This window comes from Aeromonas sp. R2-3, from assembly GCF_040908375.1.
Classification (GTDB): Bacteria; Pseudomonadota; Gammaproteobacteria; order Enterobacterales; family Aeromonadaceae; genus Aeromonas; species Aeromonas veronii.
On sequence record NZ_JBFODP010000004.1, the window covers coordinates 22,564 to 42,737 of the forward strand.

18 protein-coding genes are annotated in these 20,174 nt (G+C 60.1%); 12 read left to right on the forward strand and 6 right to left on the reverse strand.

Features of this window, described 5'->3' with window-relative positions; genetic code table 11:
- Positions 1–36 precede the first annotated feature (36 nt).
- From AB5Z02_RS01190 to AB5Z02_RS01200, 3 genes are all read left to right on the forward strand, one after another.
- On the forward strand, positions 37–693 hold the full coding sequence (locus AB5Z02_RS01190) for a DUF3313 domain-containing protein (protein WP_368215032.1): 657 nt from the start codon (positions 37–39) through the stop codon (positions 691–693).
- 100 nt (positions 694–793) lie between these two features.
- Positions 794–1,156: a cystatin domain-containing protein gene (locus AB5Z02_RS01195; protein ID WP_362785710.1), complete on the forward strand. Its 363-nt coding sequence runs from the start codon at positions 794–796 to the stop codon at positions 1,154–1,156.
- Positions 1,157–1,280: 124 nt separating this feature from the next.
- Positions 1,281–1,793, forward strand: coding sequence for a cupin domain-containing protein (locus AB5Z02_RS01200; RefSeq protein WP_236358646.1), 513 nt, complete (start codon positions 1,281–1,283; stop codon positions 1,791–1,793).
- A gap of 101 nt (positions 1,794–1,894) precedes the next feature.
- Here AB5Z02_RS01200 and AB5Z02_RS01205 read toward each other — a convergent pair whose 3' ends face one another.
- Entirely contained in the window at positions 1,895–2,395 is a 501-nt protein-coding gene (locus AB5Z02_RS01205; protein WP_111901569.1) for a DUF1993 domain-containing protein, read from the reverse strand.
- 311 nt (positions 2,396–2,706) lie between these two features.
- Between AB5Z02_RS01205 and ydfZ the strand changes: the two genes are divergently transcribed.
- From ydfZ to AB5Z02_RS01225, 4 genes are all read left to right on the forward strand, one after another.
- The gene (ydfZ, locus tag AB5Z02_RS01210) at positions 2,707–2,904 is read left to right on the forward strand and encodes a putative selenium delivery protein YdfZ (RefSeq protein ID WP_005357022.1); all 198 of its coding nucleotides are present in this window, start codon (positions 2,707–2,709) and stop codon (positions 2,902–2,904) included.
- Positions 2,905–3,109: 205 nt separating this feature from the next.
- A complete protein-coding gene (locus AB5Z02_RS01215; protein ID WP_362785704.1) occupies positions 3,110–3,547 on the forward strand; it encodes a DUF2846 domain-containing protein in 438 nt (145 codons plus the stop codon).
- A gap of 209 nt (positions 3,548–3,756) precedes the next feature.
- Positions 3,757–4,287 (forward strand): transposase, encoded by a 531-nt coding sequence (locus AB5Z02_RS01220; protein WP_139408915.1) that lies wholly within the window; start codon positions 3,757–3,759, stop codon positions 4,285–4,287.
- 413 nt (positions 4,288–4,700) lie between these two features.
- Positions 4,701–4,847 (forward strand): hypothetical protein, encoded by a 147-nt coding sequence (locus tag AB5Z02_RS01225; RefSeq protein ID WP_158653277.1) that lies wholly within the window; start codon positions 4,701–4,703, stop codon positions 4,845–4,847.
- A 465-nt stretch (positions 4,848–5,312) separates the two neighbouring features.
- Here the strand turns inward: AB5Z02_RS01225 and uvrD are convergent, their stop codons facing one another.
- A complete protein-coding gene (uvrD, locus tag AB5Z02_RS01230) occupies positions 5,313–7,484 on the reverse strand; it encodes a DNA helicase II (RefSeq protein WP_368215034.1) in 2,172 nt (723 codons plus the stop codon).
- A gap of 506 nt (positions 7,485–7,990) precedes the next feature.
- On the opposite strand from uvrD, the gene AB5Z02_RS01235 reads away from it, so the two are divergent.
- The 4 genes from AB5Z02_RS01235 to AB5Z02_RS01250 all read left to right on the forward strand — a co-directional run bounded on the left by AB5Z02_RS01235 (position 7,991) and on the right by AB5Z02_RS01250 (position 12,726).
- Positions 7,991–8,989: a BMP family protein gene (locus AB5Z02_RS01235; protein WP_005340803.1), complete on the forward strand. Its 999-nt coding sequence runs from the start codon at positions 7,991–7,993 to the stop codon at positions 8,987–8,989.
- A gap of 85 nt (positions 8,990–9,074) precedes the next feature.
- Positions 9,075–10,640 (forward strand): ABC transporter ATP-binding protein, encoded by a 1,566-nt coding sequence (locus AB5Z02_RS01240; RefSeq protein ID WP_075116180.1) that lies wholly within the window; start codon positions 9,075–9,077, stop codon positions 10,638–10,640.
- Complete coding sequence (locus AB5Z02_RS01245) at positions 10,640–11,758, forward strand: ABC transporter permease (protein ID WP_368215036.1); 1,119 nt, start codon at positions 10,640–10,642, stop codon at positions 11,756–11,758. The genes AB5Z02_RS01240 and AB5Z02_RS01245 overlap by 1 nt, the downstream gene beginning before the upstream one ends.
- A gap of 2 nt (positions 11,759–11,760) precedes the next feature.
- Complete coding sequence (locus AB5Z02_RS01250; protein WP_021230728.1) at positions 11,761–12,726, forward strand: ABC transporter permease; 966 nt, start codon at positions 11,761–11,763, stop codon at positions 12,724–12,726.
- Positions 12,727–12,992: 266 nt separating this feature from the next.
- On the opposite strand, the gene AB5Z02_RS01255 is transcribed toward AB5Z02_RS01250, so the two are convergent.
- A complete protein-coding gene (locus tag AB5Z02_RS01255) occupies positions 12,993–14,984 on the reverse strand; it encodes a bifunctional 2',3'-cyclic-nucleotide 2'-phosphodiesterase/3'-nucleotidase (protein WP_368215038.1) in 1,992 nt (663 codons plus the stop codon).
- Between the two features lie 361 nt (positions 14,985–15,345).
- Between AB5Z02_RS01255 and AB5Z02_RS01260 the strand changes: the two genes are divergently transcribed.
- Entirely contained in the window at positions 15,346–16,287 is a 942-nt protein-coding gene (locus AB5Z02_RS01260; RefSeq protein WP_368215040.1) for a hypothetical protein, read from the forward strand.
- Positions 16,288–16,367: 80 nt separating this feature from the next.
- Here AB5Z02_RS01260 and mgtE read toward each other — a convergent pair whose 3' ends face one another.
- From mgtE to nirC, 3 genes are all read right to left on the reverse strand, one after another.
- Positions 16,368–17,792, reverse strand: coding sequence for a magnesium transporter (gene mgtE / locus AB5Z02_RS01265; protein WP_139494638.1), 1,425 nt, complete (start codon positions 17,790–17,792; stop codon positions 16,368–16,370).
- Between the two features lie 146 nt (positions 17,793–17,938).
- Positions 17,939–19,339: a siroheme synthase CysG gene (gene cysG, locus AB5Z02_RS01270; RefSeq protein WP_123172127.1), complete on the reverse strand. Its 1,401-nt coding sequence runs from the start codon at positions 19,337–19,339 to the stop codon at positions 17,939–17,941.
- Between the two features lie 12 nt (positions 19,340–19,351).
- Positions 19,352–20,164, reverse strand: coding sequence for a nitrite transporter NirC (nirC, locus tag AB5Z02_RS01275; protein WP_123172128.1), 813 nt, complete (start codon positions 20,162–20,164; stop codon positions 19,352–19,354).
- Positions 20,165–20,174 lie beyond the last annotated feature (10 nt).

The following is a 20,174-nucleotide window of genomic DNA, read 5'->3' on the forward strand; positions in this document are numbered from 1 at the left end:
CACAGCAAAAACAAACAGTAAAATGCAGGAGCAAATATGAAAAAGGTCGTGATGGTTGCCGTGGCTGCGGCCCTTCTGGGTGGCTGCGCCGTCAAGAATCAGGTATCCCACAGCTTGCAGGCGCTCCCGCTGACAGCCTTCCAGCAGAGCGAGAGCAACCCCAATCAGCGCGTCTACAAGGAGCCGGGCGTTGATCTGCGCCAATACAATGAGGTGCTGCTCGATCCGCTGCAGTTTATTCGTCAGGAGAACGGTCAGTGGTATCTGCTGACCGCCAATGAACAGAACCAGATTGGCCGCTACTACCACGACAAGTTCCAGAGCGAGCTGATCAAGCAGGGCGTCAAGATCGCCACCGCCCCCGGCCCGAAAGTGATGCGGATCCAGGCCGCCGTCACCAACTTCGACCTGACCCGTCCCGACCCCAAGCTACGTGACCTGCTGCCGGCCAAGATCGCCATCAACGTCACCCGCGAAGTGATCGGCAAGGAGCCCTACCTGCTCAAGGTGGGCAGCATGGCCCAGTTGCTCGACTCCCGGAGCGGCAAGCTGCTGGTGCGGGTGATGGATGCCCGCGAGAGTACGGATACTACCCACAAGGATGAGCCCATCACCGCCGGGGAGATGGAGAAGATGATCGACCAGTGGGCGGCCAGCCGCGCCAAACAGCTGGCGGACAATCTGGGGCGCTGAACGATTGGTGCGTCCAAGCGGGGCGCAGCGGGAGCCTTTTGGGCTGCAATAATGGCAAGATATTGATATGGTGGTCATTTTTCAGGCAGGAGAAAATGATATGAAACGCGTGTTGTTACCCATCCTTGTTGCTGGCCTGTTGAGTGCCTGCAGCACCTCGTCACCCACGCCTGAGTGTGCGCAGATGGCGGGTGGCTGGCAGAGTCAGCCGTTGCCCAATGCTGAAGGAGAGGCTGCGCTGGCCAGCGTGCTGGCTCGCATGAACACGGCCGCCAAACTGCAGAGCATCCGCGAGGTGCGCAGCCAGGTGGTCTCCGGGGTCAACTACGACATCGAGTTCCAGCTCGACAACGGAGAGGTGTGGAACACCCGTGTCTATCGGGATCTTGCCGGCAACTACCAGATGACCCGCCCGGCTGCACAGGGCGAGCTTCCTCCCTTGCCTTGCGTCAAGGCCAAGTAATTCCTGCTTGTTGAGCCTCTCGTCAGAGGGGCTCATCTGACCAGAAAATTTCTGCTTTCTCCCCGCATTCTGGCAGTCAGGATGACCCTTCCCGTGACTGCATCCTCATAGAAAAGGAACCGCTATGAATCGCCACCCCTGCATCAAACACTGGAGCGAGCTGCAAGAGCAGACGCCGCGCTACTACTCCGGCAGTCAGGAGCCCCTTTCTCGCGGCTGTGCCCTCGGCAAACACTTCGGCTTTAGCCGCATCGGCATTCACCACGAGATTGTCGAACCCGGCCATCGCACCAGCTGGCCCCATGCCGAGAAGACCGAGGACGAGTTCGTCCACGTGCTGGAGGGGACGCCGGATGTCTGGCTCGACGGCGTGCTCTACCGGCTGCAACCGGGTGATTCGGTGGGCTTCAAGGCCGGTGACGGGCTGGCCCACGCTTTTATCAACAACACCGAAGAGACTGTCCGGCTGCTTTGCATCGGCGATACGGATCGGGAGGACAACCGCATCCACTACGCCGTTCACCCCGAGCGCAATCTCACCCTTGGCAAGCTGCACTGGGATGATGTGCCCGAGCGCGAGCTGGGGGATCACGACGGCCTGCCCGACAAGCTGCGCGAGAGCAACGGCCCCTTCTAGGGCGCAGCTCTTCTGCGCACCAGCCCTGCACCACCCGATATAAAAAAGCCTGCCGCGTGGCAGGCTTTTGCTATCTGTTTGCAGCCAGTGGCGTGCAGCGCTTATTGCAGGTTGAGCCCGCCCAGATAGTCGCGCTTGCCGAGATCGACCCCGGCGCGGCGCAGCAGGGCGTAGGCCATGGTGAGGTGGAAGTAGAAGTTGGGAATGCCGTACTCATGGACGCAGGTATGGCCATCCATCCCCTTGCCGCCCGCCCAGTGGGGCACGTAACGGCCGCTGGCATACTGGCTGTAGTCTGCGTCCAGCTTGCCTTGCAGATAGCTGATGGTCTTGCCGAGATGGGCGCGCAGGTCCGCCATGGTTTTGGGGTCATCCCCCAGCACCGGCAGCTCGCTGTGGCTGGCGGTGGCGACCACGGCGCGGGCCGAATCGCAGCAGATCAGCACCTGCTTGGACAGCGGTAGCATATCGACGATCAGCCGCTCGCCGAAGAAGTTCTCCACGTTGAACTGCTTCGCCGCAGCGTGGGCCTCGGCCTTGGCCAGACAGTGATCCAGATTGGTCAGCATCTTGATGAACTGGGCGGTAATGTCGCGATTCATGAGCACTCTCCATCTTGTTGAAACAGCGGCCCGCTTGCGCGGCCACAGTGAATGAGACTGGCTAATCGGCCACCAATATACCCCAACCGCTGCCGGGTTCGAGCCCGCCGCGACGAAAAGGGCAGGGCAGCACCACTGCGTGCGACAGCCGTTGGCCAAGGGGCCATGCTCGCTTTTTGAGCCTGTGAGTCCCTTATCGCCCCTTTTTTGATCTGTGACATAAATCACCTTTTTTCAGGGGCGTAGGCTGAATGCCGTTGTCCTGGACAGACGCCTGCGCATTCGCCAGGACACAAGAAAAGGAGAATGAAATGAAGATCTATGACCGTAACCGCAATGTGCTGAATCAGGGTCAGCGCGTGATGATTGCCGCCACCGGCGCCGTCGACTTCCTGAAAGAGGCTCATACCGACAACATGACCCCCTATCAGGCGGAGCATGAGAAGTGCGTGCTGCTGGCAAACTCCGGTGAGCGCTACGCCCCCATCGAGTTGATTAGACTAGGCTGATCCCTTTCCCTGTCACCCTACTCTTTACAATTCACCCGGCCACCGCGCCCCATCTGGCGGCCGGGTTTCTGAGTTCTCCCACCTTCATCCCACCAAATGCCGAAAAATTGAACCGGGTCACACCCCGACCGATTTGAGCGATTGTCAGCCAGCACAGGCTCATGCGAACCTTTAAATCCCGTTAACCCACTAAAAAATAACGACTATGTTCAGGCAAATAATGATGAGTGCCGCCCTGCTGTCGGCGGCGCTGCTTTCCGGTTGTGCTTCCGTACCCATGGCCGATGCCACCGCAGATGCGCAGGCCAAGCAGTTTGTGGCGCCCAAGGATGCGGCCAACCTCTATATCTATCGCAATGAGACCTTCGGTGCGGCCGTCAAAATGCCGCTGCTGGTGGATGGCGTGGCGGTCGGCGATACCGTGGCCCACACCTACATCCTCAAGCAGGTGACACCGGGCAGCCACACCATCACCTCCAAGTCGGAGAACGATGCCACCCTGACCCTCAGCACCGAGGCGGGTAAAAACTACTACGTCTGGCAGGAGGTCAAGATGGGCCTGCTGATGGCCCGCTCCAAGCTGAGTCAGGTCAGTGAAGAGGAGGGCAAGCAAGGGGTGATGGAGAGCAAGTTGGTCAAGTGACCAGAGGCTTTCACCAAAAACAAGGCGTAGCTCCACCAGTTACGCCTTTGCCCGAAAGTGGGTGTTCCAGATTTCCTGTCCATGTAGGTTCGATTAGCGAAGCGTAATCGGACGATCGCGTAAGTAACATCCGCATCATCACGGCCCGCAAGCAGATCGAAGTGAGGCAAGGCTATGCTTGGCTTTTCGGTCTCAACGAGGGGAAAGGGATGGCCAATTGGCGGCGGGCATGGTGGCCCGGAGGAACCTGGTTCTTTACCGTCAACCTGCTGGAGCGGCGCAATAACCGGTTGCTGGTGGAGCAGATCGACTTGCTGCGCCATAGCGTTACCAAGGTGCAACAGGCTCACCCCTTCGCCATTCATGCATGGGTGGTGTTGCCCGACCATCTCCACTGCATTCTCTCTTTGCCGGAAGGAGACACCGATTTCCCCCTGCGGTGGCGGTTGATCAAAAGCCACTTTTCCCGCGCCTTGCCGGTGAACGAGCGGCGCAGCCAGACGCGGTTACGTCACGGGGAGCGGGGCATCTGGCAACGCCATTATTGGGAACATCTGATCCGGGATGAGCAGGATTACCGCCGCCATATGGATTACGTCCATATCAACCCGCTCAAGCATGGTCATGTCACCCGGGTGGCCGATTGGCCGTATTCCACCTTCCATCGTTATGTGGCGAGCGGCGTCTATCCACCGGATTGGTGCGGGTCGGTGGATGGGGCATCGGGGGGATTGGAGTAAACCCCTAAAGGGTTGTTCCGTTGTAAGCGTTCGATTACGCGAACGTCTGATTACTCGATCGTCCGATTACGCTTCGCTAATCGAACCTACGGTCCTGCGTCATTTAACAATATGAATATATTGTGGTTTTGTGCTTCTCTGAACGTTGGTGTATCACAAATAGTGATATATTTTCATTGACGGCTAGGTCACGATTGTCCATGATTCCGGTTACACATTTGACTCACAAATTGTAAGTTAAGGGTGTAAAAAAGGGCCCGAAGGCCCCTGGTTAGATCTGGTAGTACTGCACTTTGATTGCCTCTGGACTGGTACTCCAAGAGTAATCGTTGTAATCGTGCGGGACTGCACTAAGCAGAAGTAAAAACACAAATCCTACAAGCTTTTGCCTTAAAGCGTCTAGGAACCCTGATATGAGCCACCTGATCCACTTTGGAAGGGTGGCTTTATCATTTGTAGCCTTTGGTGTTGAACGACGTGAACGTCGTGGTCTTTTTGGCATGGATAACCTCCATCATTTGCCATGGGATGGACACAGTTTTGCCCGGGAAGGGTTTTGATACTTCGTTTATCACCATGAGTTGCTCCTCATTTGATGTAAAACCACTATATGTGGTGCTCCTGCCGCTTCGTAACACAAGATAATGGTGCAGAGACATTGTTGCAATGTGTGGATAACTGGCGTGCTGTGGATAAATTGTGAGTCCCACTCTGTCTGTTAGTATCCACTCACACTGAGCGGGTTTTCATCCGTCCGCTCCGCTAAATACAAGTCTCCCGATCAAGGATGGAAAATTTAAATAACTTTTTTTGCTTGCGAAAAGGGTGCTTTTTTAATAGCAAACTTAAGTTGAATATACCTTGTCCAATATGGGACAAATATTGTTCTTCCACAGCTTAAACACAGCTGTAGGTTCGAATAGCGAAGCGTATTCGGACGATCGCGTATTTAAAGTTGTCACGATGGGTCATATAAAAATCAACCCGGCCTAAGCCGGGTTGGTTATTTCAAAAGGCAGGAAAAATCAAAGCGCTTCCAATCTGGCATAAGCCGTCACCAGCCACTTGGCGCCGACGTCGTCGAACTGGATCTGCACCCGGCTCTGCTGGCCGACCCCTTCGAAGTTGAGTACCACCCCTTCGCCGAATTTCGGATGGAGCACCCGCTGGCCGAGCTTGATGCCGCTGGCGTCGAAGCTCTGCTGCACTTCGTTCTGGCTAAAGCGGCCGTACTGGGTGGGGCGGCTCACCTGGGTGCGCAGCCGGATCTCTTCCAGGCACTCGGCGGGCATCTCGCGGATAAAGCGGCTCGGCTTGTGGAACATCTCGCGGCCGTAGATGCGGCGGCTCTCGGCATAACAGATGTAGAGCTTCTCCATGGCGCGGGTCATACCGACGTAACAGAGGCGGCGCTCCTCTTCCAGCCGGCCCGACTCCTCGGTCGATTGCTGGCTGGGGAACATCCCTTCCTCGACGCCGACCAGCAGCACCAGCGGGAACTCCAAGCCCTTGGCACTGTGCAATGTCATCAGCTGCACCGCATCGGCATATTCGTCGGCCTGATTCTCGCCGGACTCCAGCGCCGCGTGGGCGAGGAAGGCGGAGAGATCGCTCATATCTTCCAGCTCGTCCGGGCGCTGGTACTGGCGGCAGGCGGTGACCAGTTCGTCCAGGTTCTCTACCCGCGCCTGGGATTTCTCGCCTTTTTCCGCCAGATACATCGCCTTGAGGCCGGAGTTCTGGATGGCGATATCGGCCTGCTGGTGCAGCGGCAGCATGGAGACCTGCTCCTCCAGCGCGTCGATGAGATCCACAAAGCCGCGCACCGCGTTACCGGCGCGACCGGTCAGCACCTTGTCATTGAGCAGCGCCTTGGCCGATTGCCACAGGTTGAGCCCCTGATCGCGGGCGTTGCCGCGCAGGATCTCGAGGGTGCGATCGCCGATGCCGCGGGTCGGGGTGTTGACCACCCGCTCGAAGCTGGCGTCATCGCCACGGTTGTTGATAAGCCGCAGGTAGGCCATGGCGTCCTTGATCTCTTGCCGCTCGAAGAAGCGCAGGCCACCGTAGATGCGGTAGGGCATGGCGTCCTGCATCAGCGCCTCTTCCAGCACCCGTGACTGGGCGTTAGAGCGATAGAGGATGGCGCAGTCGGCGAGCAAGCCGCCCTTTTCCTTCCAATCCTTGAGGCGGCCGACCACGAAGCGGGCCTCGTCCACCTCGTTGAAGGCGGCGTAAAGGGAAATCGGTTCGCCCTCGGCCCCTTCGGTCCACAGCTCCTTGCCAAGGCGCTCGGCGTTGTTGGCGATGACGCTGTTGGCGGCCTTGAGGATATTGGCGGTGGAGCGGTAGTTCTGCTCGAGGCGGATGGTCTCGGCGCCCTGATAATCGGTCAGGAAGCGCTGGATGTTCTCGATCTTGGCGCCGCGCCAGCCGTAGATGGACTGGTCATCGTCGCCGACGATCATCACCTTGCCGCTGTTGCCCGCCAGCATCCGCAGCCAGGCGTACTGGATGCCGTTGGTATCCTGAAATTCGTCCACCAGGATGTTCTGGAAGCGGTCGCGGTAGTGCTCGAGGATGTGCGGTTTGTTGAGCCACAGCTCGTGGGCGCGCAGCAGCAGTTCGGCAAAATCCACCAGACCGGAGCGATCGCAGGTCTCCTGATAGGTCTTGTAGATCTGCTGATAGGTGCGGGTGACGGGGTCGCCGTAGAGGTCGATGTCGCCGGGGCGCAAGCCCTCATCCTTCTTGCCGTTGATGTAGCCCATCACGGCGCGCGGGGCCCAGTGCTTCTCGTCGAGGTTGAGCGCCTTGAGCACCCGGCGAATGAGACGGTACTGGTCGTCGGAGTCGAGGATCTGGAAATCCTGCGGCAAGCCGGCATCCAGATGGTGGGCCCGCAGCAGGCGGTGGGCGATACCGTGGAAGGTGCCGATCCACATGCCACGCTGCGAGCTGCCTAACACCTTCTCGACCCGGCCGCGCATCTCGGCCGCCGCCTTGTTGGTAAAGGTGACCGCGATGATGGAGAAGGGTGAACAGCGTTCCACCTGCATCAGCCAGGCGATACGGTGCACCAGCACCCGGGTCTTGCCCGAACCGGCACCGGCCAGCACCAGCAGGTTGCTGCGGGGCGCCGCAACGGCATCTCTTTGCTTGTCGTTGAGCCCGTCGAGCAGGGTTGAAACGTCCATCACCACTCCTGTTTATTTATACAGGCGGGGATTATACGGCCATCCCCCTGCCAGACCAAATCCAAACTCGGGGGGAGGGGTGAGATGGGGTCTTGCAAGGGCGCCGGTGCGGCCATTTTTGGCTGGCGCCGAGAGAACGGGACGGGGAGGTCTCCAGCTGTAGCCAATCCTTGCTCGCGCGGTTTGTGGGGATTTTGCGAGCCGGATCACGGGCTTGCCGGGGGGCTGGATGAATAACAGGGGAAAACGGTTTACAGTAACTTGCTGAACAATAAGAGAAATGTCGTTTGGGTCTTTTGGTTGTTAGCATAAAAAACTGAAAAGTAGCTAAAAAACAACTGCTTATAAGGTTATTTGCTTAGAATTCAAACCGTTAACGCAAACGTTTTTCCCTTATCATTTGCTTGACCCGCATCGGGGCTGACTTAGAGTAAGCCTGCGTGCTAGATAGCCTGCTCTGACAGGCAAGCAAGTTCCCTCACTTAATAACAATCAAGGATACGATCGTGACTAAAGTGCTCAAGCTGGCCACTGTGGCCTCCCTCACTCTCGCTGCTCTCTCTGCTCAGGCTGCTTCCGAGCCAGCCGTCATTTATGACACTGCGGGCAAGTATGACAAATCATTCAACGAAGCCGTGTTCCGTAACGGCGTCGAGCTCTACAACAAGGACAAGGGCGTCAAGGTCAAAGAGTTTGAACCCCAGAACGAAGCCCAGCGCGAGCAGGGTCTGCGTCGTCTGGCCAGCCGTGGCAACGGCCCGATCGTGGCAGTCGGTTTCAACATGGGTTCCGCGGTAGAGAAGGTTGCGACCGAATTCCCGAAAACCCAGTTCACCATCATCGACATGGTGGTCGACAAGCCGAACGTCCAGTCCGTTATCTTCAAGGAGCATGAAGGTTCCTTCCTGGTGGGCGCGCTGGCTGCCATCGCTTCCAAGAGCGGCAAGGTCGGCTTCGTGGGCGGCATGGATATCCCGCTGATCCGCAAATTCCAGTGCGGTTACGAGCAGGGTGCCAAGTTCGTCAATCCGAAGATCGAAGTGTTCCAGAACATGGCGGGCTCCACCCCTGCCGCGTTTGCTGACCCGGCCAAAGGTGCCGAGCTGGCCAAGTCCCAATTCGCCAAGGGCGCTGACGTGGTTTACGCCGCAGCTGGCGGTACCGGTATCGGTGTCTATCAGGCAGCCAAGGACAGCGGCAAGTTCGCCATCGGTGTGGACTCCAACCAGAACCACCTGCAACCGGGCACCATGCTGACTTCCATGGTCAAGTCTGTCGGTCTGGCCGCTTACCAGACCTGGGATGACGCTGCCAAAGGCGAGTGGAAGCCTGGTATCAAGAACCTGGGTCTGGCCGAAGGCGGTGTGGATTGGGCGCTCGACAAGGACAACGAGAAGCTGATCACCCCGGAAATGAAAGCCAAGGTGGATGCCATCAAGGCAGAAATCATCGCTGGCAAGGTCAAAGTTCATGACTACATGAGCGATAACACCTGCAAATACTAATTAGATAGCTGCTACGACTCTCAACGCACCACCGGCCCGCACGGGCCGGTTTTTAGTCTTATTTCATGAAACGCAGGGCTGCATCATGGACCAGACAGATCGCTATGCCATCGAATTAAGAGGTATCGATAAGCGGTTCGGCGAAGTGTACGCCAACAAGCTGATCGACCTTAAGGTTCGCAAAGGCAGTATCCACGGCATTGTCGGCGAAAATGGCGCCGGTAAGTCCACCCTGATGAGCATCATTTATGGTTTCTACCATGCCGACAAAGGCGAGATGCTGATCGACGGGAATCCTTTCAAACCCCATGGCTCACAAGATGCGATTGCCGCAGGGGTGGGCATGGTTCACCAGCACTTCATGCTGGTCAATAACTTCACCGTATTGGAAAACGTCATCCTCGGCGCTGAGAACGGCTGGCACCTTCAGCAGAGCGTGGCGTCAGCCGAAAAGCTGCTTGGCGAACTGGCGCGAGACTATGGCCTAGACGTGCCGCTGCACGAAAAGGTCGAAGATCTGCCGGTTGGCTTGCAACAGCGGGTCGAAATTCTCAAGGCGCTCTATCGCGGCGCCCGCATCCTGATCCTCGACGAGCCGACCGGGGTACTGACCCCGCAAGAGGCGGATCACCTGTTCGAGGTGCTGAAAAAGCTGCGGGATCAGGGGGCAACCATCATCCTCATCACCCACAAGCTGCGGGAGATCCTGGCCATTACCGATCAGGTCTCCATCATGCGCCGTGGCGAGATGGTGGCGCACGTCGCCACCAAGGATACCGACAAGGAGCAGCTGGCCGAACTGATGGTGGGCCGCAAGGTGCGCCTCAAGGTCGACAAGGGGCCAACCCAGCCCGGTGAAGCCAAGCTGAAGATCGAAGGGCTCAGCTATTTCGACGCCAGCAAGGTGGAGCGGGTCAAATCGGTCAGCTTCGAGGTGCGGGCCGGTGAAGTGGTTGGCATCGCCGGGGTCTCCGGCAACGGTCAGTCCGAACTGCTCAGTCTGCTTGGCGGTATTCTCAAGCCGAGCAAGGGCAGCTTCACCATCAGCAGTCGCAGCGGCGTGCACAAGGTGAGTGCTGAGCACCCGGCCGATCCCGAGCTGGTGCGCAACTACGGCCTCGGTCATGTGCCGGAAGATCGCCACAAGATGGGGCTGATCAACCGCTTCGAGGCGAAAGAGGCCTTTATTCTCGGTTATCACCGCCGCCCGCAATACAACAAGGGTTGGCTGCAGAACAAGGAGGCGATCCAGCAGGATTGTCAGGCCAAGATGGAGAAGTGGGACGTGCGCCCGCCCCATCCCGATCACAAGACCGCCAACTTCTCCGGTGGCAACCAGCAGAAGCTGGTGATCGCCCGTGAAGTGGAGCAGGACCCGGATGTGCTGTTGATCGGCCAGCCGACCCGCGGGGTCGACATCGGCGCCATCGAGTATATCCACCAGCAGATCATCGCCATGCGCGACAAGGGCAAGGCTGTCTTGCTGGTCTCGGTTGAGCTGGACGAGATCATGAGCCTCGCTGACCGGATCCTGGTCATTGCTGATGGTCGCATCGTCGGCGAGCTGGATGGTGCCAAGGCGGATGAGCGCACCATTGGTTTGATGATGGCGAATATCGTTCCCGATGAAGTAGCCAAGGAGGCCCACTGATGAGCCAAGTACGTATTCCTGCCTGGGTCTCCGTGGGCGTCTTGTCTGCGGTCAACATCCTGCTGGCCTTCCTGGTGTCGGCCATTCTGTTCTACTACCTCGACATCAACCCGGTCGATGCCGCCAAGATCATGTGGTACGGCGCGTTCGGCACCGGTGAAGGGGTTGGCTTTACCCTCTACTACGCAACCGGCTTTATCTTTACCGGTCTGTCGGTGGCGGTCGCCTTCCACGCCGGTCTGTTCAACATCGGTGGTGAAGGTCAGGCCTATATCGGCGGCCTCGGTGTCGGTCTGGTCTGTCTGATGCTCGGCGATGTGCTGCCGTTTGCCCTGCTGTTGCCGCTCTCCATCATTGCCGGTGGTCTGTTCGGTGCGGCCTGGGCCTTTATTCCGGCCTGGCTGCAAGCCAAGCGCGGCAGCCATATTGTTATCACCACCATCATGTTCAACTTCATCGCCGCCTCCCTGATGGCCTATCTGCTGGTGGAGGTGTTCAAGCCGCCCGGCTCGATGGCGACCGAGAGCAAGGTGTTTGCCGAGGCAAGCTGGCTGCCCAAGATGAGCGGGCTGGCGAACCTGTTCGGGATGGAGATCCCCAACAGCCCGCTCAATGTCAGCTTCTTCTGGGCGCTGATCTGTGCGGCGCTGGTGTGGGTCTTTATCTGGCACACTCGCTGGGGTTACGAGATCCGCTCGGTCGGGGCCAGCCAGAGTGCCTCCGCCTATGCCGGTATCTCCTATCCCAAGGTGGTGATCCTGGCCATGGTCATCTCCGGCATGCTGTCGGGCTTCTTTGCCCTCAACGTGCTGCAGGGTGAGCTGCACCAGATCAAGCTCAACTTCGTGGAAGGGTTCGGCTTCACCGGTATCGCGGTAGCGCTGATGGGGCGCAACCATCCGGTCGGCGTCATCATCGCCAGCCTGCTGTTCGGTTTCCTCTATCAGGGGGGCGCCGAGCTCAGCTTCGAGTTCGGTGTCGACCGCAACATCGTGGTGGTGTTGCAGGGTCTGGTGATCCTGTTCTGTGGCGCCCTTGAGCACATGATGCGTCCGCGCATCGAGCAGCTCTATCTGGCGTTTGCCAACCGCTCAGCCGCGCAAGCTAAAGGAGTCTGATCATGTTTGAAATTCTGATCCTGATGCTGGATGCGACCATTCGTACCGCGCCGCCGCTCATTCTGGCGGCCATGGCGGGCATGTTTTGCGAGCGCTCCGGGGTGGTCAACATCGCGCTGGAAGGCAAACTGCTGGCGGCGGCGTTCGCCAGTGGCGCGGCGGCTGCGGTCTCCGGTTCTGCCTGGATAGGTCTGGGTGCCGGGGTGGGTGTCTCCATCCTGTTTGCCCTGATGCACGGTTTTGCCACCATCACCCATCGCGGTGATCAGGTGGTGAGCGGCATGGCCATCAACATTCTGGCGGCCGGTCTGACCGTCACCCTGGGCCGTTACTGGTTCGATCAGGGTGGCCAGACGCCAGCGCTCTCCGGTGATGCCCGTTTCGCCCCCATCGATCTGCCCTATGCCAAGGAGTTGTGGGATGTGCCGGTGATCGGCCAGCTCTACAGCGAGCTGCTGAGCGGCCACTCCCTGCTGGAGTACGTGGCGTTCGCCTGCGTGCCGCTGGCATGGTGGGTGATGTTCCGTACCCGCTTCGGTCTGCGTCTGCGGGCGGTGGGTGAGGCGCCCGCAGCGGTCGATACCGCCGGTATCTCTGTGGTGCGGATGCGCTACACCGCGCTCCTCATCGGCGGCCTGCTGGCCGGTATCGGCGGTACCTATCTGGCGGTGGCCCAGACGGCCCAGTTCATCCCCAACATGAGTGCGGGCAAGGGCTTTATGGCGCTGGCGGCGCTGGTGTTCGGCAAGTGGCGTCCCTGGAATGCCATGGCAGCCTGCCTGCTGTTCGGCTTCCTCGATGCGGTCGCCATCCGCCTGCAAGGGGTCAGCATCGGCGGCTTCGCCATTCCGGTGCAGGCCATCGAGGCACTGCCCTACATCCTGACCGTGTTCCTGCTGGCCGGCTTTATCGGCCGCGCGGTGGCGCCGAAGGCGCTTGGTACACCCTATGTGAAGGAGCGGGAGTAGCGCCCTCTATCGCGATATTCCCACCCACGCAAATAACAGCAGGCCCACTTCGGTGGGCCTGTTTTTTTATGGGCGGGACGGGGCAGGCCAGCCGGGATCTGGATGGTGTGATAGAGGGTGACAATGGCGTGAAGGGATAAAGGGGCTGCGTGAGTTGCTGCGGGTAGCGGCTGGTGTACAAGAGCTGACCCCTCTGCCAGCCCCATAAAAAACCCCCTCGTATCAGGAGGGGGTTGCACTGGTTATTGCCGGATTAACCCTGAGGCTCAGGGTGCCAGCACCAGCTTGTAGACACCAAAGCCGGGGTGTTTGGCATCGGTGGGCGGCAGGGTCTCTACATAGTTCAGCTTGCCACCGGTCAGGGCTTGCGCCTCGCTGCGTGGCGAGCTGTAGATGCGCAGATCCAGATTGGCGGGCAGGGGGGCCAGCTGCCAGTTGTTGTCTGCCGGGGGCTCGAAACCGGCCGGATTCTTCTCTGCCAGATCCTTGAGGTATTCGGAGAGCACTTCGCGGGTTTCGAACTGATCTTCATGGACGATCACCTTGGCGTTGATGCCCGGGAAGTTGCCACCACCGCTGGCGCGGTAGTTGTTGGTCACCACGTAGAACATCTGGGTCGGGTCGATCGCCTTGCCCTGATAGGTGAGGTTGGTGATGCGATAGCTGTCGCTCACCTTGTTGCCATCCACATCGTAACGGGCGGGTTTGGTCACATCGACCTGATAGTTCACACCGTCGATCACGTCGAAGTTGTAGGTGCGGTACTTCTCGTTCACCAACCACTGGGTAGCGGTGCTGGCGGCATCGATCTTGTTGAACTGGACGGCGCTCTTCTCCAGCCACTCCTGTACGGTCGCGCCATTGATGGCGACCACCTGCAGGGTGTTGGGGTAGACATAGAGGTCGGCCACGTTGCGCAGGGAGATATCGCCAGCCGGTACATAGGTGAAGTCGGTCGGGCCGTTGCGACCGCCACGGAATGGCGCGGCGGCGGAGAGGATGGGCCATTTCTCCTTGAGCTGACCATCCTGTTGCAGCTTCTTGGCATGCCACAGCTGGGCGTCGCTGACGATCTGGATGGAGGGGTCATCCTGCACCAGCGCGAAGAAGCTGTGGATTGGCTTGGTGATCTTGCTGAGGGGCTCGTCCAGCCACTGGTTGGCCTGCTCGTGCTCGGCAATGACCTGATCGACCACCGCCTGATCTTCGGTGCTGCTGGCGCTGCTGTCGATCTTTCGCAGCTGGGACTGGCTGGAGGCCACTTCCCAGCGACCCTCTTTCCAGGTCATGTGCAGGTCGATGATGCCGAGGTGGTTACCCCAGACGCCCGGCATCACGGTCGGTACGCCCGCCAGGGTGCCTTTCTCGTTGTCCACGTCGGTCATGTTGGGGTAGTCGCCCGGGAAGGTGCGGTGGGCGTGACCCAGCAGCAGGGCATCGACCCCTTTTACCTTGGCCAGCGGCAGGGCTGCGTTCTCCATCATGGGTTCGCGCGGGTCACCAATGATGCCAGTGTGGGCCACGACCACGACGATGTCAGCGCCCTTGGCGCGGATTTCGGGTACATAGTGCTCGGCGGTCTCGACCATATCGGCCACCACCACCTTGCCTTCCAGATTGCGCTTGTCCCACTGGGTGATCTGGGGCGGAGTCAGCCCCAGCACACCGACCTTGATGGTCTGGGTATTGCCGTTGGCATCCTTCACCTGACGATCCAGCACCACATAGGGTTTGAACTTCTGCTTGCCCCAGTCGATGGTGCCCTTGCCATCACGACTGAAGGCATCGGCCTGGAAGACGTTGGCGTTGATGTAGGGGTAGTTGGCCCCTTTCAGGGTCTCTGAAAGGAAGTCGAGACCGAAGTTGAATTCGTGGTTGCCCAGGTTGCCGACATCATAGCTCATGGTGTTGAGCGCCTTGATGGCGGGGTGGGTCTGCTTGCTCAGCCACTGCTGTTTGACCTGCTGGTCGTGGATATAGTCGGCCAGCGGGGTGCCCTGGATCAGGTCGCCGTTGTCGATCAGCAGGTTGTTGGCGTTCTCTTCGCGGGCCTTGCGGATCAGCACAGCGGTGCGGGCAAAGCCCAGCGAGGCATCCGGCTTGTTCTGGTAGTAGTCGTAGCTCAGCAGGTTGGAGTGGATATCAGAGGTTTCGATCAGCCGCAGGGTGAGATCACCGGGGGCCTGAGAGTTGTTGTCATCACAGCCGGACAGCAAAAAGATAACTGCCACCGCGCTCAGTTTGAGGGTGGTTTTCATTGTTGGATTCTCTTGTTATGGGTATGCCAGCGTGGTGCATTCTATCGACAGCAAAAGAATCCGATTGTGAGCAGGCTGGCAATTCGGGCTAATTACCCTCCTGTTAATAGAGTTATGGCTCTGATTTTCATCTGTTTTTTGTCTTTCTTCTGGGCCGCCACCCTCAATGCTATTTCACTGTTAGTCACCCTGTTGTCGTCACCGCTGTGCGGTCGGGGCAAGCGGCGCGGCCTGCCGCTCCTGCGAGGCTGTAATGGTTGGTTACAGATCTCCATTCGACTGATAGATGACCTTTCCCTTAAATTCAGCGGCGATTGATTGCATCTAAAAATTACAAAGCGACAGCAAGGAATAAAACCTCATGAAAATGCACAACAAAGCGCTGCTGGCCATCGCCTGCGCTGCGGCCCTATCTGCCTGTGACAGCGAAAAAGCTGCCAACAGCATTGCCAAGCGGGTGCCGCTGGCTCTGCCTGAGGCGGGTCTTTACCAAGCGAATCTGATGAGCCGCGACGGCGACAAGACGACGCCGCGCATGATCAAGGATCTGGATGGTCTGGCGCTGGTCTACCCGAAGGGTGAAACCGTGCAGCACTGGGGTGTCTGGGTGGATCATCAGGTGGGCAAGGTCGAGACCAACAGCCAGTGGCTGGGTCAGGCTGACCAGAAAGCCGACAAAGACGGGATCTACCCGGTGCAGTTGATCCGCAACAGCGAACGGCTCGGCACCAGCACGGCGCTCAGCTCGGTGACCAACGACCACAACCTCATCACCTTCCAGGATCAGCCGGTCATCGATCTGCAGGGCAAGGAGATCAAGCGCTGGGTTTTTGATTTCACCCGGACCGGCACCAAGTTCTCCGACAACTCCCCCATCTATTCCGGTTTCAGCGGTCATGTGGCGGTGACGGCCCTGACCACCAAAGCGGTGACCACGGCCAGCTGGAGTGCCACGGGCAGCGATGGCTTCAGCAGCGACATGGTGGGCAAGGTGGATACCACCAACAACGGCGGCAAGCTGACGGTGGCGATCGAGTTTCCGGCGGCAGGTTGTACGCTGGTGGGCGAGGGGAGTGCCACTGCCGGGTTGAGCAAGCTGACCATGACCGGGTTTGGCAAGTGCAACTTCAAGCAATCCGCTGCCGCCACGCCGATCGAAAACCTCTGGAATGCCGCTCTGGCCCGGGCGATGGATAACCGCGTCGCCTATGTCGCCACCTATACCACGGATGCCAAAAAAGAGGCGCTGGTCATCGGCTTCCCCGACACCAATGGCTTGCTGATCACCGCTGACAAGCGATAAGCAGCTAACGGCAGGGGTGGGCAAACGCGCCTGAAACAACAAGGGAGCCAGTGGCTCCCTTGTTGTTTTCAACGCACGGTTTACAGCAGGAACAAGGTCGCCAGCCCGAGGAAGATAAAGAAGCCGCCGGTATCGGTGATGGCGGTGATCATCACGCTGGCACCGACTGCCGGGTCGCGGCCGAGTCGGGTCATGGTCATGGGGATGATGACCCCCATCAGCGCCGCCACCAGCAGGTTGAGCATCATGGCGAGCGTCATCACGGCGCCGAGCGCCGCATCCTGATAGAGCAGATAGGTGGCAATGCCCATGGTGCCGCCCCACACCAGCCCGTTGATAAAGGCGACGCCAAGTTCCCGCAGCAGCAGGAAGGAGAGGTTGCCCGCCTGAATGTGCTGCAGCGCCAGCGCCCGCACTATCATGGTGATGGTCTGGTTGCCGGTGTTGCCGCCGATCCCGGCGACAATGGGCATCAGCGCCGCCAGTGCCACCAGCTGGGAGATGGTGTGCTCGAACAGACCGATCACCCTCGAGGCGACAAAGGCGGTGCAGAGGTTGATGGCAAGCCAGGCCCAGCGGGTCTTGACCGCCTTGGAGACCGGGGCGAACACGTCTTCATCCTCGCTGATACCCCCCATCCGGCGCAGGTCTGTGTCACTCTCCTCATAGACCAGATCCACCACCTCTTCGACGGTGAGGCGGCCCATCAGCTTGCCCTTGCCATCCACCACGGCGGCGGAGAGCAGGTCATCCCGCTCGAAGGTGCGGGCGGCCGCTTCGTCGTTATCCTCCGGATCGAAGGTGACCGGATCCCGCTCCATCACGTCGCTCACCAGGGTGGCGGGTTTGTGCAGCAGTACAGTGGTGAGCGGCAGCTCCCCCAGCAGATGGTTGCGTCGATCGATGACGAACAGCTTGTCGGTGTTGGCGGGGATCTTGCCGCGCAGGCGCAGATAGCGCTGCACCGTGGCCAGACTCACCTCGGGGCGGATGGTGATGATCTCGAAGTCCATCATGGCGCCGACGGTGTGCTTGCCGTAGCGGATCACCTCCCGCACCCGATCCCGGTCGGCGGGGGCCATATAGGTGAGCAGCCGCCCCATCAGGTTGCGCGGCAGATACTGGCCCAGATAGATCTGGTCATCGATATCCAGGGTGCGCAGGGCGTGCAGCAGCTCCTTGTCGCTCATCCCGCTGATGAGGCTGTCCCACACCGTCTCCGACGCTTCGACCAGGATCTGGCCGCGCTTCTCCTCCTCCACCAGCGCCCACAGGGCATGACGCTCATCAGGCGGCAGCGATTCCAGCGCATCGGCGACGTCGGCGGCAGGCAACCCGTTGACCAGCGCAGTGAGTTCGCTGGTCTGATCGCGCTGCTCGGCATCCTGCACCACCTGCGGATCCAGCAGGCTGTCGGTGAGGGCATCATCGCGCAGCAGCAGGGTGAGAATGCGGGATCTGTCATCCGCGCGCTGCCGGGCGCTGTTCTTGATGGGAAGAGACATGGGATGAATTCCTGAGATGGTAGCCAAGGGCTCAATGCCCATAGGATACCAGACTTAAAACAACAGGTTATGACCGTGATGGGAGAAGAGGGAGGTAAAAGTGAGGCCACCTGCTGGTGGCCTCATGGTGAGTTGCCGAGGATCCCTCAGGCGAGGGCTCGTTGGCGCTGTGGGGCCTCGCCAAACCAGGCGAGCCGGTCGGCCAGGGTCACTACCGAGCCCACCATGATCAGCGCCGGGCTTTCGACCCCCACCGCCAGTGCGGGCAGCTCATCGAGGGTGCCGCGAATGACCCGCTGGCAGGGCTGGGTGCCACGCTCGATCAGCGCCACCGGGGTGTTGCTCGCCTTGCCGTGGGCCAGCAACTGCTCGCGGATGGTGGCGCAGGAGGAGAGCCCCATGTAGAAGACCAGCGTTTGCCGATCTTTGGCCAGCAGCGGCCAGTCGAGATCCCGGGCGCCCCCCTTGCCGTGGGCGGTGACGAAGCGAACGCTCTGGGCGTGATCGCGGTGGGTGAGCGGAATGCCGGCGTAGGCGGCGCAGCCGCTGGCCGCAGTGATCCCCGGCACCACCTGAAAGCCGATGCCGCTGCCGACCAGCGTCTCCAGCTCTTCGCCGCCACGGCCGAAGATAAAGGGGTCACCCCCCTTCAGCCGCACCACCCGCTGGCCCTTCTTCGCCTCCTCCAGCAAGAGCTGGTTGATCCCCTCCTGCGGCACGCAGTGGTTGCCCGCCTGCTTGCCGACGAAGATGCGCTTGGCATCCCGGCGCACCAGTGCCATCACCTCGTCGGAGACCAGCCGGTCATAGACCACCACGTCGGCCTGCTGCATCTGGCGTAGGGCGTGCAGGGTGAGCAGACCCGGATCGCCGGGGCCGGCTCCCACCAGCACCACTTCGCCACTGGAGTGGCTTTCATCGGCAAACAGGCTATCGGCCAGCTGGTGGGCAGAGGCGCTATCGCCCCGTGCCAGCGCCTGACCGAGCCGATCCGCCCCGAGCAGCCGCTCCCAGAAGCGGCGCCGCTCCCCCATGGTAGCGAAGCGGGCCTTGACCCGCTCCCGCAGGCTACCGGCAAAGGTCGCCACGGCCCCCAGATGTTGCGGCAGCAGGGCTTCCAGTTTTTCCCGCAGCAGCCGGGCCAGCACCGGCGCCTTGCCGCCGGAGGAGATGGCCACCATCAGCGGCGAGCGGTCGATGATCGACGGCATGATGAAGCTGGAGCGTTTCGGATCGTCCACCACGTTGGCAAAGATCCGCGCCCGGTTGGCGCTCTGGTAGACCAGCGCATTCACCTCGCGCCGATCGGTGGCGGCCACCACCAGCCACTTGCCCGCCAGTTGTTCCGATGCAAATTCACCGGCCAGCCACTCGATGCTGCCGTTGGCAGCCAGTTCCGCCAGCTCGGGGTCGAGCTCGGGCGCGACCACAGTGAGGCGAGCACCGGCATCCAGCAGCAGGCGCGCTTTGCGCTCCGCCACCTCGCCGCCGCCGACCAGCAGCACGGGTTTGTTGTCGAGTCGGCAAAAGATGGGCAAGTAGTCCATGGGGCCTCCTGATCAGGCGGTTCGGGTCTGGTTGGCAGTGGTGGTGGCGTCGCTCACCGCGACCGGGCGCTCAGCCTTGGGGGTGGCATACCAGTAGCCGAGGCCCATAAAGAGGGCGCCGGAGACGGTGTTGCCCAGGGTCACCCACAGCAGGTTGTGGCCGATGCCGCTCAGGGTGTAGGCCTCCGAGTGGGCGCCAAACCAGGAGAGGGCGAACAGGGTCATGTTGGCGATGGAGTGTTCGTAGCCGGAGGCGATAAAGGCGAGCAGGCACCACCAGATGGCGATGAAGCGGGCGGCTCCTTCGGTGCGCAGCGCCATCCAGATGGCGAGGCAGACCAACCAGTTGCAGAGGATCCCCTTCATAAACAGGGTCAGCGCCGGGGCCTGGGTCTTGGCCAGCGCCACCTTGTGGGCCAGGCTGCCTGCGTCCGGCAGCAGGCTGCCGCCGTAGGAGTAGATGAGCGCCACCACAACGGAGCCAATCAGATTGCCCGCCCAGGTCTGCGGCAGGATACGCAGCAGGTCGGCCATGGTGATCTTGCCCGTCTTCACCCCGAAGGTGAGGAACATGGTGTGGCCGGTGAACAGCTCGGAGCCGGCGATGATGACGAGCGTCAGGGCGATGCCGAAGGTGGCCCCCATCACCAGCGGTCGGATGCTCGGATCCACCAGATTGCCGAGGGTGAAGATGAGGATGATGCCGAGGCCCACATAGGCCCCCGCCATGGCGGAGCTGAGCCAGAAGCCGAGCTTGTCGCTGCGCTCGAAGCGGTTGATGCGGGCCGCGTTGGCGGCGCACTTGTTGATGGTTTCCGTGTACATCTTGTGAGTC